This window comes from Kutzneria sp. CA-103260 (assembly GCF_018263855.1).
GTDB lineage: Bacteria > Actinomycetota > Actinomycetes > Mycobacteriales > Pseudonocardiaceae > Kutzneria.
Genome location: NZ_CP073318.1, coordinates 10,976,714 through 10,993,343, shown reverse-complemented (window position 1 = coordinate 10,993,343; position 16,630 = coordinate 10,976,714). Strand labels below are relative to the sequence as shown.

General features: G+C 70.6%; 14 protein-coding genes and 1 riboswitch. Of the genes, 8 read left to right on the top strand and 6 right to left on the bottom strand.

The features are described from left to right. Positions 1–661 precede the first annotated feature (661 nt). The 5 genes from JJ691_RS49390 (at position 662) to JJ691_RS49370 (ending at position 3,896) form a co-directional block, all read left to right on the top strand. Entirely contained in the window at positions 662–1,270 is a 609-nt protein-coding gene (locus tag JJ691_RS49390; protein WP_211766267.1) for a cyclodeaminase/cyclohydrolase family protein, read from the top strand. Next, positions 1,267–2,088: a bifunctional 5,10-methylenetetrahydrofolate dehydrogenase/5,10-methenyltetrahydrofolate cyclohydrolase gene (locus JJ691_RS49385; protein ID WP_211766266.1), complete on the top strand. Its 822-nt coding sequence runs from the start codon at positions 1,267–1,269 to the stop codon at positions 2,086–2,088. Before JJ691_RS49390 ends, JJ691_RS49385 begins: the two co-directional genes overlap by 4 nt. 77 nt (positions 2,089–2,165) lie before the next feature. Then, a riboswitch (cobalamin riboswitch) is annotated at positions 2,166–2,226 on the top strand. Positions 2,227–2,291: 65 nt separating this feature from the next. Beyond that, a complete protein-coding gene (locus JJ691_RS49380; protein WP_211772226.1) occupies positions 2,292–2,498 on the top strand; it encodes a CbtB domain-containing protein in 207 nt (68 codons plus the stop codon). Positions 2,499–2,523: 25 nt separating this feature from the next. After that, positions 2,524–3,360 carry a CbtA family protein gene (locus tag JJ691_RS49375; protein ID WP_211766265.1) on the top strand — a complete coding sequence of 279 codons (837 nt, stop codon included), beginning with the start codon at positions 2,524–2,526 and terminating at the stop codon, positions 3,358–3,360. Further along, a complete protein-coding gene (locus tag JJ691_RS49370) occupies positions 3,357–3,896 on the top strand; it encodes a histidine phosphatase family protein (protein WP_211772225.1) in 540 nt (179 codons plus the stop codon). The genes JJ691_RS49375 and JJ691_RS49370 overlap by 4 nt, the downstream gene beginning before the upstream one ends. Positions 3,897–3,964: 68 nt before the next feature. On the opposite strand, the gene JJ691_RS49365 is transcribed toward JJ691_RS49370, so the two are convergent. Both JJ691_RS49365 and JJ691_RS49360 read right to left on the bottom strand, forming a co-directional pair. Next, entirely contained in the window at positions 3,965–5,764 is a 1,800-nt protein-coding gene (locus JJ691_RS49365) for a sugar phosphate isomerase/epimerase and 4-hydroxyphenylpyruvate domain-containing protein (RefSeq protein WP_211766264.1), read from the bottom strand. Next, the gene (locus tag JJ691_RS49360) at positions 5,754–6,602 is read right to left on the bottom strand and encodes a shikimate dehydrogenase (protein WP_211766263.1); all 849 of its coding nucleotides are present in this window, start codon (positions 6,600–6,602) and stop codon (positions 5,754–5,756) included. The genes JJ691_RS49365 and JJ691_RS49360 overlap by 11 nt, the downstream gene beginning before the upstream one ends. Before the next feature lie 125 nt (positions 6,603–6,727). Between JJ691_RS49360 and JJ691_RS49355 the strand changes: the two genes are divergently transcribed. The 3 genes from JJ691_RS49355 (at position 6,728) to JJ691_RS49345 (ending at position 10,224) form a co-directional block, all read left to right on the top strand. Beyond that, on the top strand, positions 6,728–7,369 hold the full coding sequence (locus JJ691_RS49355; RefSeq protein ID WP_211766262.1) for a TetR/AcrR family transcriptional regulator: 642 nt from the start codon (positions 6,728–6,730) through the stop codon (positions 7,367–7,369). A 113-nt stretch (positions 7,370–7,482) separates the two neighbouring features. Further along, complete coding sequence (locus JJ691_RS49350) at positions 7,483–8,802, top strand: MFS transporter (protein ID WP_211766261.1); 1,320 nt, start codon at positions 7,483–7,485, stop codon at positions 8,800–8,802. Positions 8,803–8,964: 162 nt separating this feature from the next. Then, on the top strand, positions 8,965–10,224 hold the full coding sequence (locus tag JJ691_RS49345; RefSeq protein ID WP_211766260.1) for a glycoside hydrolase family 27 protein: 1,260 nt from the start codon (positions 8,965–8,967) through the stop codon (positions 10,222–10,224). On the opposite strand, the gene JJ691_RS49340 is transcribed toward JJ691_RS49345, so the two are convergent. The 4 genes from JJ691_RS49340 to JJ691_RS49325 all read right to left on the bottom strand — a co-directional run bounded on the left by JJ691_RS49340 (position 10,164) and on the right by JJ691_RS49325 (position 16,498). Beyond that, entirely contained in the window at positions 10,164–11,465 is a 1,302-nt protein-coding gene (locus JJ691_RS49340) for an MFS transporter (RefSeq protein ID WP_249227530.1), read from the bottom strand. The two genes, JJ691_RS49345 and JJ691_RS49340, sit on opposite strands and share 61 nt — an antisense overlap. A gap of 43 nt (positions 11,466–11,508) precedes the next feature. After that, entirely contained in the window at positions 11,509–13,299 is a 1,791-nt protein-coding gene (locus JJ691_RS49335; RefSeq protein ID WP_211766258.1) for an Hsp70 family protein, read from the bottom strand. Between the two features lie 126 nt (positions 13,300–13,425). After that, positions 13,426–14,007: a sigma-70 family RNA polymerase sigma factor gene (locus JJ691_RS49330; RefSeq protein ID WP_249228368.1), complete on the bottom strand. Its 582-nt coding sequence runs from the start codon at positions 14,005–14,007 to the stop codon at positions 13,426–13,428. Positions 14,008–14,821: 814 nt separating this feature from the next. Next, positions 14,822–16,498, bottom strand: coding sequence for a chitinase (locus tag JJ691_RS49325; RefSeq protein ID WP_211766256.1), 1,677 nt, complete (start codon positions 16,496–16,498; stop codon positions 14,822–14,824). Positions 16,499–16,630 lie beyond the last annotated feature (132 nt).

The following is a 16,630-nucleotide window of genomic DNA, read 5'->3' as shown; positions in this document are numbered from 1 at the left end:
CGGGCCGTGATCGATCGCAATGCGGGACGACCCCCGTGGCCGATAGCGCCACGAAGGCGGACCTGATGGCAAAACCGGGCGGGCACGACCGCATGAGCCGGCGACCGGCAGCCCGAAGTCGGACGGTGACAAAGAGTGACCCTTTCGACGCGGCCGCCGACCAAGCGGCCCACGCCACCCGAAGCCGATCCGCGGGTGGGCAGGAATCGAGGGCGGCTTTTGCGGCGGACGGGGCTACAAAAGCGGACTTCGTGGCGGGCCGGCCGGACAAGGCCGAGAGAACCGGCGAACGCGGTCGGGGCCGACGGGCGGCTGGGTGGGTAAGGGCAAGGCCGGTCTTTGCAGTGGATGGGGCTACGGAGGCGGACTTGGCGACGGGCGACGGGCGAGCTTGGTGGCTGTTGGCGCGAGGTGGATGGGCTGCGAAGGCGGACACAGGGGCGAGGTGAGCCGCGAAGGCGGGCTTGGTGGCTGGGGAATGCGCGGGCAGTGCAGGCAGGGCCCGGCGGCAAAGCGGGTGTCTGCGGGGGCAGGTGTTCGGGGCCGGGGAAACGGGAGCGGTGGGCCGGAAGTGGGAACTCGGCCGTCGGGGAGGGACTTCGGCAGCGCGGGACGGTCGGTGCCGCTTTCGGGGGTGGGCAGCGGTTCTAGGCTTGATCCCATGCAGGAGCAGACGATCGGGGACTGGCTCGGCGAGCTGGCGTCGGCGGAGCCGGCGCCGGGAGGCGGGGCGGTGGCGGCGATGCACGCGGCGATGGCGGCGGGGCTGGTGTCGATGGTGTGCGAGCTGACAGTGGGCCGGCCGAAGTACGCGGAGCACGAGCAGACGATGCGAGCGGTGCTCAAGGAGGCGGGCGAGCGGCGGCAGGAAGCCATCGAGCTCGCGGCGGCGGACGCGAAGGCGTTCAAGGGGGTGACGGACGCCTACAAGCTCCCGAAGGCCAGCGACGAGGAGAAGGCGAGAAGGAGCGAGGCGATCCAGGGGGCGCTGGCGGAGGCGGCGGAGGTGCCGCTGCGGACGGCGGAGCTGGCGAGGGAGATCCTGGGGCTGGCCAAGAGGATCCGGCCCGGGGCGAACGTGAACGTGCTGTCGGACGTGGCGGTGGCGGCGGTGTCGGCCCGAGCGGCCATGCAGGCGGCGGCGGTGAACGTGGCGGTGAACCGGGCGTCGATGACCGACGTAGTCGCCCGAGCCCGACTGGAAGCGGAACTGGCCCGCATCGGCGACGAGGTCGCCGCGGCCGAGAAGTTCATCGAGGAGCTGGCATGACCCTGATCGACGGCCGCGCGGTGGCCGCCACCATCCGTGCCCAGGTCGCGGCGGACGCGGCCGGGCTGCGGGCCGCCGGCACCACGCCGACGCTGGCGATCGTGGTCCCGACCGACGACGAGGCGACGGCGTGGTACGTCCGCTCCCTCGTGCGCACGGCCGAGAAGGTCGGCGTCGCGGTGCGGGTCGTCGACGAGCGTGAGCTGGTGGGCCCCTGCCTGGCGGAGCTGTCCGCGGACCCGACGGTGCACGGCGTGATGTGCCAGACGCCGCTGCCGCCGGGCCTCACCCTCGACGAGGTGGCGGTGCACATCGACCCGGCCAAGGATGTGGACGGCGCGAGCCCGACCAGCCTCGGCCGGCTGGCGGCGGGCCTGCCGGCCTTCGCCCCGGCGACGGCGCAGGCGGTGGTGGAGCTGCTGCGCGCGCACGGCACGACGCTGGCCGGCGCGGACGTCGTGGTGGTGGGCCGCAGCACGGTGGTCGGCAAACCGGCGGCGCTGCTGCTGCTCGCGGAGAACGCGACAGTGACGGTGTGCCACTCCAAGACCAAGGACCTGGCGGTGCAGACGAGCCGCGCGGACATCGTGGTGGCCTGCGCCGGCAGCGCGCACGTGCTGGGAGCGGCGCACATCCGGCCGGGCGCGGTGGTGATCGACGTCGGCACGAACCCGACCACGGACGGTGGCCTCGTCGGCGACGTGGACACGGCGGCGGTGGAGCCGATCGCGGAGGCGGTCACGCCGGTGCCGGGAGGTGTCGGACCGGTGACGACCGCGCTGCTGTTGCGCAACGTCGTGACGGCTGCCTCACACTGATCTCATACGCCCTGCTCGGCGGATTGACGTGCGGCGATCGAGATCCGTAATGTGCCGCGCTGAGTGACGGTGTGCGTAAGCCGGTGGAATTCCGGCACGGTCGCGCCACTGTGAGCCCGGAGACGGGTGAGTCAGACACCACGTCGTCACTGCCCCACGAACGAACGGGACGCACGATCCCCGAAGGAGGCCCCGTGAGCACCATGCCCGCGACCACCGCGGTACCCACCCCCGTTGTCCTGCCGCTGCCGAAGGCCATGCTGTGGCTGGGCGGCACCCTGCTGTTCGCACTGGCGCTGTACTACTTCATCGGCATCGACCAGGGCGCCACCTCGGTGTTCGGCGACAACATGTACATCCACGAGTTCGTGCACGACGCGCGCCACTTCCTCGGCTTCCCCTGCCACTGATCGATCCGAGGCAGGACAACCGAACATGGAAAAGCGAATCATCCTGCGGGGCGTGCTGGTCGGCGCACTCGCCGGACTGCTGGCGTTCGTCTTCGCCCGGATCTTCGCGGAGCCGCAGATCCAGGCCGCGATCGACTACGAGAGCGGCCGCGACGAGGCCCAGGCCGCCCTGGACAAGGCGGCCGGCCTGCCGGTCGGCGACGCGGGCCCGGAGATCTTCAGCCGGGCCGTCCAGGCCAACCTGGGCATCGGCGCCGGCATGGTGCTGTTCGGCGTGGCGATGGGCGCCTTCTTCGCCGTGGCCTACGCGATCTGCCTGGGCCGAGTCGGCAACCTGCGGCCCCGCACGCTGTCGGTGCTGGTCGCCGGCGGTGGCTTCGTCGGCATCTACCTGGTGCCGTTCGTGAAGTACCCGGCCAACCCGCCGTCGATCGGCCACCCGGAGACGATCGGCGTCCGCGGCGCGCTGTACGTGCTGATGATGGTGTGCTCGGTGGCGTTCCTGATCGGCGCGGTGATCCTGGGCAAGCGGCTGGCCAAGCGGTTCGGCAACTGGAACGCCACGCTGCTGGCGGCGCTGGCTTTTGTGGTGGTGACCGGGGTTGTCATGGCGCTGCTGCCCTCGCTGGGCGAGCTCGCCGCCAATGTCCGCGACTACGGCCCGCAGGCGACCGAGACGCCGCTGCCGTTGCGCAACCCGGCCGGCCAGATCGTCTATCCGGGCTTCCCGGCCGACACCCTGTGGGACTTCCGCTTCTACTCGGTGGCCGCGCAGGCGATCCTGTGGGCGGTCCTCGGCCTGGTGTTCGCGCCGCTGGCCGAGCGGCTGCTGGCCCCCAAGGCCGAGCAGGTGGCCGCCTGAACCGGATCTTCCTGGTCTGCCACGGCGCCACCGACGCCGTGCGGCAGGCGCGTTTTCCCGCCGACGAGCCGTTGTCACGACGGCCGTCGGCGCTGGCCGGACCGGCCAGGATGGACGTTCTCGGCCGGGGGCCGGAGCTGCGCTGCGCGCAGACCGCCGACGCCCTCGGCTGGGACGCCACCGTCGACGAGGCCCTGGCCGATCTGGACCACGGCTCGTGGCGCGGCCGGTCCCTGGCCGAGGTCGAGCAGACCGAGCTGCTGGCCTGGATGACCGATCCGGACGCCGCCCCGCACGGCGGTGAGCCGGTCAGCGGCGTGCTCAAGCGGGTCGCCGACTGGCTGGACCGGCAGGGCGACGTCGGCCGGCTCGGCGTGGTCACGTCGCCGGCCGTGATCCGGGCCGCGATCCTAGCGGCGCTAGGGGCGCCGGCCTCGGCGTTCTGGCGGGTGGACATCTCGCCGTCGACGGTGACCCAACTGACCGGCGGACCCGGTCGGTGGACGGTGCGGGAGACCGGTCTCCCCCTCGAATGACGCTCCGGAGAGCTAGCCCCGAGGCCGTGCAGTCAAGGCGCGGTTGAGCGAACCGAGAGCGGCCAGTTTCAGGAGCTCACCGCCGCGCTCGTGCCGCGGCGGGCGCGGTGCGCGGCCATCCGGATCGGCGCATTCGCGACCCCGAAGCCGCGGTAGTCGCCGATGCGTTGTACGACTTCGAAGAACACCCGCGAACCCGCCAGCGCGGTGTAGAAGTGCAGGAACTCGCCGTGCTCGTCGCGGTCGTGGAGGACGGAGTTCGCGCGGAGCGCGTCGATCCCGCCGGCCGGATCAGCTACCCGCGCGGCCAGGTCGTCGTAGTAGTTGTCGGGGATGCCCAGCAGTTCGGCGCCCCGCGCACGCAGAATCCTGGCCGCCGCGACCGCGTCCGCGCAGGCGAACGCGACGTGCTGCGGCTCGGGGACCGCGGGCGCCCAGCCGCCCCGCCGCACCAGGGTGCCGTCCAGCGTCACCCGGACGCGCCCGGCCACGACGGCCCGGCTACGCACCAACCCGAACGGCGCGGCGAACTCCGCGACCGGCGCCGGGGTGAGTCCGAGCACCGTGCGGTAGAACGTCACGGCATCCTCGAAGTGGTCGAACGGCTGCGCGAGCGCCACGTGGTCGATGCCGATGATCCCGACCCCGTTGGCGGTCTCGCCGGTGGGCACGAAGTCACTGATCCAGTCGTCGTTCCCGCAGAAGAAGACCTCGGTGCCGTCCGGTGCGGCGACCGCGGCCAGATCCGCCTCGCGCGGGCCCCGCGTACGCGGCAGGACCGGTGCGGACAGTGTCTCGGCCCGGCGTGCCGACCGCGCGGGGTCGGCGCTGGTGAATCCCAGCGCGCCGAGCGCGCCGCTGGACGCGGCCCGGTTGACCAGTACGCGGGCGTCGCCTTGCTCCCACAGCTCCACCGGCTTGGACTGGTGGACGCCGGTCCGCGCGAAACCGAGCGATGCGAGCACGGGGCCGGTCTCGTCCTCCGGCCCCGCGGCCACCTCGGCGAATGCGTGCCCGGTCAGCTGCGGCGCAAGCGGCAGCTCAAGCGCACCGACCGACTCCGCGAGCGCGCGCAGCGACCGCAGCGCGTCCACGGCGGCCGGCCGGGGATCGGCCTGCCGGAACACATCGTTGAACACCTCCAGCGAGAGCGGCCCGCGGTAGCCCGCGGCGAGCACGTGGCCGGTGAAGGCGGTCAGGTCGAAGTCGCCCTGGCCGGGGAAGAGCCGGTGATGGCGGCTCCACGGCAGCACGTCCATCGGCAGTCGCGGGGCATCGGCCAGCTGGAGGAAGAAGATCTTCTCGCTCGGGATCGCCCGGATGGGTGCCGGGTCATGGCCCTTGGACAGGATGTGGAAGCTGTCCAGACAGACCCCGAGTGCGGGATGGGCGGCCCGCCGCACGATCCGCCACGCGCGCTGATACGAGCTCACGTGCCGGCCCCAGGCCAGCGCCTCGTAGGCAACGCGGAGGCCACGGGCGCCGGCCCGGTCGGCCAGTTCGCGCAGCTGCTCGGCCGCCAGTTCGTCGTCGTCGATCGCGTCCGGGGACACGGAGGAGCAGACCAGCACGGTATCCACGCCCAGCTCGGCCATCACGTCGAACTTGTGCTCGGCGCGGCGCAGATTGGCGGCCAGGACGTCCGGCGGCACGGCCTCGATGTCGCGCAACGGCTGGTAGAGATCGATCGAGAGGCCGAGATCGGCGCAGCGGCGGCGAACCTCGGCCGGCCGCAGCGGCGACGCCAACAGGTCGTTCTCGAACAGCTCGACGCCGTCGAAGCCCGCGGCGGCGGCCGCGCCGAGCTTGTCCTCCAGAGTGCCCGACAGACAAACGGTGGCGATCGCGAAACGTGGTTCAGGCGGCACGGGCGGCCTTCCCTTCGAGGGCGTCGAAGTGCCGCAGCATTCGTTCCGGGTCCGGGGACACGCCGGTGAACAGCCGGAACGACTCGGCGGCCTGCAGCACGACCATGCCGCCGCCGTGCAGGACGCGGCAGCCACGCGCACGGGCGGCGGCCAGCAGCTCGGTCTCCAGCGGCCGGTAGACGATGTCGGCGACCCACAGCTCGGGCCGCAGCAGCTCGGTCGGCAGCGGCAGGCCGGGGTGAGCGGCCATTCCAGTCGGGGTGGCGTGCACCAGGCCGTCGGCCTGGCGCACGGCGTCCACGCCGCCGACCTCCGCCCGGTCCGCGCCGAACCTCTGTCGCAGTGCGTCGACGAGTCTTGCGCTACGCACGCCGTCCACGTCGTGGATGGTGAGCCGTGCGGTGCCCAGCGAGAGCAGGGCGTGCGCAACCGCGGCGCCGGCGCCGCCCGCACCGAGCAGGACGACGTCCTTTGTGGACGCGTCGGGCAGGCCGCGGGTGAGGCTTTGGGCGAAGCCGACGGCGTCGGTGTTGTGACCGATCGCTCGGCCGTGCTGGAAGACCACTGTGTTGACCGCGCCGAGCGCGGCGGCTTCGGGCGAGAGCTCGTCCAGCTGGGGGAGCACCTCCTGCTTGGCCGGATAGGTCACGTTGAGCCCGTCGAAACCGGCGAGTCGGGCGGCAGCCAGCACGTCGGCGACCGGGCGGCGCAGTACGTCGAGGTCCAGCCGGCGGTAGACGTAGCGCAGGCCGAGTTGATCGGCCTCGCGCTCGTGCAACGCCGGGCTGGCCGACGGCCCGATGCCCGAGCCGATGAGTCCGATGAGGTAGCTGGCCACGAGCGATGCCTTCCCGCACGGCAACAAGCTGCAATGTACGAACTAGTGAGTTCACTGTACGCGAAGGGCGACCGCCGCGAAAGGGCTGCGTTACAGTGAGTCATCCAGCAGCGGGAAGGAGCCCGGTGGCCGCACCATCGCCGGAGGCCGAGCGCCAGCGCGACAAGGAACGCACGCGCGCCGACATCCTCCAGGTGGCCACACGGGTGTTCGCCGACAAGGGCTACACCGGCGCCCGTGTCGACGAGATCGCCGACCTCACCAGCACGACCAAGCGCATGATCTACTACTACTTCGGCGGCAAGGAGCAGCTCTACATCGCCGTCCTGGAGCGCTCGTACCAGGCCATCCGCGCCCTCGAAGCCCAACTCGACGTCGAGCACCTCGAGCCGGAGGACGCGATCCGCCGCCTCGCCGAGCTGACCTTCGAACACCATGAGGCCAACCCGGACTTCATCCGGCTGGTCAGCATCGAGAACATCCACCGTGCGCAGCACATCGCCCGCTCGGAGATCCTGGCCGGACTGGCGAACCCAGCCCTGGACGGGCTGGCCCGAATCCTCGAACGCGGGCGTGCCGCCGGCCGGTTCCGCACCGACGTGGACCCGCTCGACATCCACATGGTGATCAGCTCGTTCTGCGTGTTCCGGCTGGCGAACCGCCACACCTTCCAGGCGATCTTCGGCCGCGACATGCTCGACCCGACCCGGCGCGAGCACTACCGCGCGATGCTTGGCGACCTGCTGGTGGACTACCTCACGGACTGAAAACGTCCCCCTTGACACCAGGGTTCGCGTCTATGAACCTCTATTAACTAACTAGGCCGTACATTGCCTGGCTGAGTCCCCGCACCGAAGCATGGACGTCAGGAGCGCATCCCATGACCGGACCGATGCCCCGCAAGGCGGCGCTGGCCGCCTGGATCGGCAGCGCGCTGGAGTACTACGACTTCTTCATCTACGGCACCGCCGCGGCGCTGGTGTTCAACAAGGTGTTCTTCCCCGCGTACGCCTCCGCGACCGGCACGCTGCTGGCGCTGGCCACGTTCGGCGTCGGCTACCTGGCCCGCCCGGTCGGTGCGGTCATCCTCGGCCACATCGGCGACCGCTTCGGCCGCAAGCGTGTGCTGGTCTTCACGCTGCTGCTGATGGGAATCACGACGTTCTGCGTCGGCTGCCTGCCCACCTACGGCCAAGTGGGCCTGCTCGCCCCGGTGCTGCTGGTCGTCCTGCGCCTGTTGCAAGGGCTGTCCGCCGCCGGCGAGCAGGCCGGCGCGAACTCGATGTCGCTCGAACACGCGCCGGAGCACCGCCGTGCGTTCTTCACCAGCTTCACCCTCAGCGGCACCCAGGCCGGACAGATCCTGGCCACCGCGATCTTCCTGCCGGTGGCCGCGTTGCCGCAGGAACAACTGCTGGCGTGGGGATGGCGGCTGCCGTTCTGGGGCAGCGCGCTCGTTGTGATCGTCGGTCTGGTCGTCCGCCGCACGCTCGCCGAGACGCCGGTGTTCCAACGCATCGAGGTCGCGAAGCTGCCGATAGCCGTGCTGTTCCGCGATCATTGGACGGACGTCCTGCGGGTGGTCGTCGCGGCGACGATCGCCTCGGTGAGCACGATCTTCACCGTCTACGCGCTCAGCTACGCGGTCAACACGATCGGACTGGCGAGCTCCTCGATGCTGTGGGTCGGTGTGCTCGCCAATGTCGTCGCGCTGGTGGCGATCCCGCTGCTGGCGGGACTGGCTGACCGGGTCGGCCGCAAGCCGGTGTTCGTCGCCGGCTGCGTGGGCTGCGGGGTGCTGATCTTCCCCTATCTCTGGTCGATCTCGATCGGCTCGTACCCACTGGTGTTCGCCGTCGGCATCCTGCTGTTCGGCGTCGTGTACTCGGGCGTCAACGGCGTCTGGCCGGCGCTGTACGGCGAGATGTTCAGCGCGAAGGTTCGCCTGTCGGGCATGGCGATCGGCACCCAGATCGGGTTCGCGATCGCCGGCTTCGCGCCGAGCGTGGTCGCGGCGATCGGCACGGCGAAACAGGACTGGCTGGGCGTCGCGATCTTCACCGCGGGTGTGTGCCTGGTGGCGGCCGCTGCCGCGGCGAGCGCGCCGGAAACCCACCGCGTCCCGACCTCTGAGCTCGGCTTTCGGCGCCGCACCGAGCCGATGACCGGTTCCCCGCAGTCCTCGGTCGCCCGTCCATGAGGGAGCTAGCCCCAGGCACCTTCCAGCACTTACACTGCAAACGTTTCCATGACGTTGCAAGGCGCCGCCGCCGCACGACTTGGGTAGGAGGACCCCGTGCGCCGGTACGCGTTACCGCTCGCCCTGCTAGCGGCGCTAGCAGTTGTAGCGACGACAACCCCTGTGGCCAACGCCGAGAACAACGGTCTGGCGGCCAAGCCGCCGATGGGCTGGAGCAGCTGGAGCTTCATCCGGAAGGCGCCGACGGCCGCGAAGATCGAGGCCCAGGCGGACGCGATCAAGAGCTCGGGCCTGAGCCAGCACGGGTTCGAGTACGTCAACCTCGACGACTTCTGGATGAAGTGCGACGGCAACGGCCCGGTGGTGGACGGCAACGGGCGCTGGGTGGTGGACACGAGCAAGTTCCCGGACGGGATGAAGGCCGTGGCCGACCACGTGCACGCCGACGGGCTGAAGTTCGGGCTCTACGTCACGCCGGGCATCGCGGAGAACGCGGTCAAGGCCAACTCCCCCATCGCCGGCACGAGTTACCACGCGAAGGACATCGCGGTGACCTCGGCGCAGGAGAAGAACTACAACTGCAAGCACATGTACGGCATCGACTACAGCAAGCCCGGGGCGCAGTCCTTCGTGGACTCGTGGGCCAAGCAGTTCGCCGACTGGGGCGTGGACTACCTCAAGATCGACGGCGTCGGCAGCCCGGACATCCCTGATGTGAAGGCCTGGTCGGCGGCGTTGAAGAACTCGGGCCGGCCGATCCACTTCGAGCTGTCCAACAACCTGGCCATCGCCGACGCGAAGACGTGGCAGCAGTACGCGAACGGCTGGCGCACCCAGGGCGACGTGGAGTGCTACTGCGGCGCCAACGGCGCCAGCTTCCCGCTCACCGACTGGAAGCACGTGTCGGCCCGGTTCGACACGGCCTCGTCGTGGCAGCAGTACGCGGGCCCGGGCGGCTGGAACGACCTGGACTCGCTGGAGATCGGCAACGGCGACAACACCGGCCTGACCAGCGACCAGCGCCGCAGCCACCTGACGCTGTGGGCGATGGCGGCGGCCCCGCTGCTGCTGGGCACCGACCTGACCCAGCTGGACGCCACCGACAAGGCGATGCTGACCAACGACTCGGTGCTGGGCGTGGACCAGGACGCCATCGCGGCCAAGCGGATCACCAAGAGCGGCAACAACCAGGTGTGGGCCAAGAAGGAGCCCTCCGGCGCGTACGTCGTCGCCCTGTTCAACACCGGCACCAGCGGCAACGCCACGATCACGGTGAACTGGTCGCAGGTCGGCATCACCACCGGCAGCGCCGCGGTGACGGACCTGTGGGCGCAGAAGGCCAAGGGCTCGGTCAGCGGCAGCTACAGCGCGACGCTGCGGCCCGGCGAGACGCGGCTCATCCGGGCGGTTCCGACGTCCTGAGGATCGGTCGGCGCCACCGGGCGCAGCGTGGTGCCCATGCACGCCATCAGCAGCGGCAGGGCGGCGAAGCCGACGACGAGGCCGAGCACGGTGAACGACGACGTGCTCATGATGACGCCGGCGAGCAGGCCACCGAGCACGCCGCCGGCGTTGAGGACCAGGTCGGCGAGGCCCTGCGTGGAGGGACGCAGGGCCGCCGGCACGGACTCGGTGAGCAGGGCCGAGCCGGCGACGACGCCGGCCGACCAGCCGCCGCCGAGCATGGTCATGCCGATGGCCATCTGCGGGGCGTCGTGGGCGGAGGCCATGCCACACACGCCGGCTCCGGCGACCACCAGGGCGGCGCCGAGGGCGAGCACGGGCATCCGGCCGATGCGGTCGGCGAGCACGCCGAACAGCGGGCTCGCGGCGTACATGCCGGCGACGTGCACGCTGACGACGAGGCCGACGACGGTCAGAGTCGAGCCGCCGCCGGTCATCTGCACCGGCATCATCGACATCATCCCGGTCATCGCCGTGTTGCACAGGGCGACCCCTAGCAGCGCCAGCCGCACGTTGGGGCCCAAAGCAAGCCACACCTCGGCCCGGGTGTGCCGGCGTGGCAGCTCGGAAGCCCCGACGCCGCAACAACTGTCGCCGACGACCACAGCGACTCGCCCGGCCAGCAACGGATCCGGTCGCAGGCCGAGCAGAATTCCGCCGCCGGCCAGGGCAAAGGTGCAAGTCGAGAGCAGGAACGGTCCGCCGGCGCCGAAGGCGGCGGTCGCTGGCGCGGCCAGGTTCGGCGCGGCGATGACGCCGATCGTGGTCGCCCACACGACCGTGGACATCGCGCCGGCCCGTCGTCCGGGGTTGGCCAGGTCCGCGGCCGCGTACCGGGCGGCCAGGGTGGCCGCCGTGCCGCCGCCGAAAGCCGTCAACGCGAGCAGAAGCAGTTGCCACGAACCGAAAGCCGCGGCCGCGGCACATCCGACGCCGCCCAGCGCACCGACGCCGTACGCCGCTGCCAGTGCACGCCGTCGTCCACAACGACGGGCGAGCGCGGCGACGGGCACCGCCAGCAGCGCGGCGCCGACGGCGATCGCGGTCGCTCCCAACCCACCGACCACCACCGACCCGGACAGCGTCGTCGCGGTCAGCGCGGCCAGCGTGATGCCGGTGCCGACGCCGACGGAGCCAACGGCCTGGGTGCCGACGAGAAATCCGAGCACCCGGCGCTGCGCGGGATGGCGGCGGTCCACCTTTTGATCGTCACACGCGGTGGCCATGGTCGTTGACGACCAATCAGGTGCCGGGCTGCACCGAACGTTCGAACGCGCCGGCCGCTCTGGCTGCCGTGAGTGAGCTCGGGGCCGAGGTGGCGGGCGCGGTGAGCACGCCGACGAGCGGTCGGTCCGACACCGTGAACACGACGATGCCCACGCCGCTCGGCGCGAGCGCCTCGTACCCGCCGGACAGCCCGTTGCCCCGCCACTGCGCCTTCACCTTGGCGCTGCTGGGGTAAGCGTCCATCATCGCGGCCACCTTCCGGTTCACCTCGTCGAGCGACGTTGCCTGGATATAGACAACGGTCTGCCCGCTGGTGTGACAGGTGACGGAGCTGCCGGCCAGTCCCGGCACGGTGAGGCCGCTGCCGTCGTAGCCGCCGTGGCAGTCGCCCTGGTCGGCCACCGGCCCGGCGAGCTGGCGGGTGCAGCTGGTGAACCCCTTGTCGTCCGGCGATCCGGGCTGGCCGGCGCAGTCCGCCGCGCTGGGAAAGCTCCGCTGGCCGAACACCAGGAAGCCGCCGAGCACGAGGAGGGCCACGACCACGATCGCGCCCAACGCCACGTAGGTCGCCTTCGATGCGCCCTTGCGGACGGGGGCGGGCTGTGGTGGCAGCTGGGGGAAGTTGGCCCCGGCCATGAAGTCGCCGGTGTTGGGGAAGTTCTGGGAGGAAGGCGAGGGCTGGTTGGTCAGGGACTGCCGCGGCGACTGTTGTTGCGCGGGCGGCAGGTAACCCAGAGATTGCTGGGCTTGAGGCGGCTGGCTGGATGGCTGCTGCTGAGCCCGAAACGACACCCCGTGCCGCGGCACGAGATGCGCGCCCAAGGCGACGGCCGCCTCGGGACGGTCGGCGAGCACGGGCACGACGCGGAGCCGGTCGCCGATCAGGGTCGCGACCAAGGGCGTCCGGCTGGCCCCGCCGACCAGATACACCCCCGAGGGGCGCACGCCGCTGGCAGTGATGGTCGCCGTCAGCAGCTCGACGCTCCGCGTCAGGCCGGGGCGGACCAGGGCCTCCAGCTCGGGGCGGGTGACGAGGACGTCGGCGAACGGCTCGGGCATGGGCATCTCGGCCTGCGGCCGGCCGGACAGAGCCTCCTTGGCGGCGCGGACCTCCAAGAGCAACGCCCGGTGATCCAGCTGCTGCCACTTCGCGGCGTCCCGGTTGGAGACCTGCCGGCCGATGTACTCCAGCAGCAGCCGATCCATGTCGGCGCCGCCGAAATCGGGCAGGCCATCCTCGGCCAGGACGGTGAAGCCGGGGCCGGTCGCCTCGATCACGGCGACGTCGAAGGTGCCGCCGCCGAGGTCGTAGACGGCGACGGAGGCGCCCGGGGCGAGCCGGCAGTAGGCGGCGGCCGCGACGGAGGCGGGCACGAGCACGATGTCGCCGGTCATGCCGGCGAGCCGGGCGGCGGACAGCAGAGTGTTCTGCCGCGGCAGGCCCCAGCGGCCGGGATAGGTGAGCCGGAACTCGTCCGGCAGCGCGCCGCCAAGCTGGCGCGTGGTCTCGTCGAGCACCCGCCGCAGCACGGCGGCCAGTGCGTCGGCGACCGGGACGACGCTGGCGCCGAGCCGCAGCACGCCGTCGTCGATGTGGCGCCTCGGAGTGGCCTCGAAACGCGCGGGATCGATCCGGGCCTGCCGTTCGGCGTCCCGGCCGACGAGGATCACGCCGGCCTCGTCGGCGTAGACGGCGGACGGCATGACGGCCGCGCCGTCGACCTCGACGACGCGGGGTTCCTGACCGGGCGCCGCCAGCACCGCGACCGTGTTCGACATCCCCATGTCGACCGACAGCACCCGCACGCATGCCCCCTCAACGCTGGCTTCGCGCAGATGCTGCCACACGGCACGGTGTCCGGAGGCCCGGTTCACCAAGCCCGTCACGAGCCCGATGGGATGACACTCCCTCACCCCATCGGGTGCCCTACCTCAGAACTCCTTCGTGTTGCCGACCAGCTTGCGCAGCCTGGTCAGCGCCCGGTGCTGGGCCACCCGAACCGCTCCCGGGGTGGACCCGACCAGGTCGGCGGTCTCCTCGGCCGAGAGGCCGACGACCACCCGCAGCAGCACGATCTCGCGCTGCTTGTCGGACAGGACCGCCAGCAGCCGGTCCATGTTGCCCTTGAGCTCGTCCTGCAGCACCCGCTGCTCCGGACCCGCGACCGTCTCCGGCCGGTCCGGCACCTCGGGCACCGGCAGCGACCGGTTGCGGGCCGCCGCCCGGTGTGCGTCGGCGACCTTGTGCTGCGCGATGCCGTACACGAAGGCCAGGAACGGCTGCCCCTGGTCGCGGTAGGACGGCAACGCCGAGATCACCGACAGGCAGACTTCCTGCACCACGTCGTCCGCGGAGGCGAACGACCGGTCCAGCCGGCCGATCCGGGCCCGGCAGTACCGCAGCACGATCGGCCTGATGGACTCCAACACCCGCTGCGTGGCAACGGAATTTCCATGAACAGCGGCATCGACGAGCTGCCGGAACTGCTCGTCCTGCGGACCGTACGCTGCCACCGGCTTCGCCGGCGCGACGGCCGCCGCCACAGGCAGAACCTGTGCCAAGTTATTCATCTGTCCCCGCACGTGAAATTGGGTGGTGATCCGCCCTCGATGGAGAATCTCCGGCGAATCGGTTTTCCAACTACGGTTGTGCACCCCACGCGCCGAGTAATCAGGTCGCTCCACCGTGGCCGACGACCCGAACACCCCCGACACCCCTTGCCCCGTGCTGCCACCCGTCGGACCATTCCCAAAGCCCGTCGACGCGGCGTGTGCCCGGGATGTTGTCCCACCAACTTCCCGGGCGCACGGAAGACGCTAACGCTGCGTGGCCGCCCTCACAAGAACCCTGGGAAAGTTTCCAGAATTGGATCCGCGCTGGTGAACACCCCACTACCGACCGTGAGGAGCACGCAGTCTTCGGCCGCCCGGTCCAGGGCGGCTCGTGCAGACACACCAGGAAAAGGTGCATCACCTGGCCCGAGGACACTCCCGCCTACCAGGGAGAACACGAAACGCAACCGTGACCCGGACGTCCGGTCGTCCCGCCGGTCACAGTGCGGCAACGACCCTCAGTTGTCGTCACAACCACCGGCCAGCGTTACGCGTCCGTCCGAACACCAACGGTAGTCCGCCCTGGTGAATGCCGGAGAAAAGCTTTTCTATCGATGCTACCCGTCGGTAATCAATAAATCGGGGCATTGCCCCTCCCATACTCATTCGATCGAGTGACAGACCAGAACGAAGGGGCCCATTCCCGAACGGGAATGAGCCCCTTCGCGATACTCGACACGGATTAAGGGTTACCGCGAGTACGGTGTCGAACGTCCTACATCGAGCCCAGGTGCGGGTGCACCGTGTTGGCGAAGGCGTAGCCGTTGGAGGCGTCCCAGTTGATCGACCAGGTCATCGCGCCGCGAATCGTGGGATACGTGGCCGACGGCTTGAAGCTGCCGCAGTTGGCGCCCTTGGCCAGGCAGTCCAGCGAGGCGTTGACCACGGACGGCGCCACCGCGCCGGCGCCGGCGCTGCCCGAGGCCGGCAGGCCCAGGCCCACCTGGTCGGGGCGCAGACCGCCCTGGAGCTGGATGCAGGCCAGCGCGGTGATGAAGTTCTCCGTGCCCTGCGCGTAGACGGCCTGGTCGCAGCCGAGCATCGTGCCGGAGTTGTAGTACTGCATGTTGACGATGGTCAGGATGTCCTTGATGTTCAGCGCCAGCTGGAAGTAGGCCGCGCCGGTGGACTGCATGTCGATGGTCTGCGGGGCCAGCGTCACGATCAGGCTGGAGCCGACCTTGCTGCCCAGGCTGTGCAGCGCCTGGGCCATGTAGGTGGCGTTGACGCCGTTCTCCAGGTCGATGTCGATGCCGTCGAAGCCGTACTTCTGGATCAGCGAGTAGGCGCTGTTGGCGAAGTTGGCCGCGGCGGTCGAGTCGCCGACGCTGATGGTGCCGTTCTGGCCGCCGACCGAGAGGATCACCTTCTGGCCGCGGGAGTGCAGGGTGGCGATGTCCGCGGTGAACTGCGCGTCGGTGTAGCCGCCGACCGCGCTGGACAGCCCGGAGTCCAGCGTGAACGAGATGGCGCCGGGGGTGCTGGTGGCGTCGGCGAAGGCGACCGCGACCAGGTCGTAGCTGGTGGGCACGTCGGACAGCTTCAGGGCCTTGGCGCCGTTGACGAAGTTGTGCCAGTAGCCGGTGAGCACGTGGGTGGGCAGCGTGCCGCCGCCCGGGTTGCCGCCGCCACCCGACGAGGTGGTCGCGGTGACCTGGTTGGACTTCGGCGACTCGCCGACCGAGTTGTAGGCCGTCACCGCGTAGGTGTAGCTGGTCGAGGCGGACAGCCCGGTGGCTGTGTAGGAGGTGCCCGAGGCGGTGCCGACCTTCGTGCCGTTCTGGTACACGTTGTAGCCGCTCACGTCGCCGGACGGAGCCGTCCAGGACAGCGACACCGAGGACGACGTGGTGCCGGTGGACGTCAGGCCGGTGGGCGCGGCCGGGGCCGTCGGGTTGCCGCCACCGCCGCCGGGGCCGCTGAGCACGAAGTCGTCGGCGTAGTAGGTGGGCTGGCCGTACCAGCCGTGGATGTAGATGGTGACACTGGTGGTGCTGGCGCCGGTGGTGAAGCTGGTTGACAGCTGCGAGTAGCCGCTCGACGAGGTCCAGGTCTGCGGGTCGGTGCCGCCGGTGCCGGTGGCCCCGAGGTAGATGTAGCTGCCCTGGACGTACGCGGACAGGGTGTAGGCGGAGTTCGGCAGCACGGTGACTCTCTGGCTGCACTGCGCGTAGTCCTGGCCGGCCGGGGTGGCGGCGAGCGCGTACGAGCCGCTGTGCACCGGGCTGCCGACCGTGGTCGCCCCGCTGCATGTCCAGCTGCTGGTGTTGCCGGCCTCGAAGCCGGGGTTGGCCAGCAGGTTGCTGGCCGCGGCCGCGGTGGCGGCGGTGCCGAGCACGACCGTGGCGGCGGCGACCGCTCCGGCTAACCAGCGTGTCCACTTCCGTGACATAGCTGCTACCTCCATGCGCAGGGGTGGCGGCCTGGGCATCGAAGTGACGCGCACACGTGTCTGTGAACAATGGACTAGACCATTTCCCAGGTCAAGAGAAAGTCACGTTTCCGCAGGTCAGGACATCTTGCA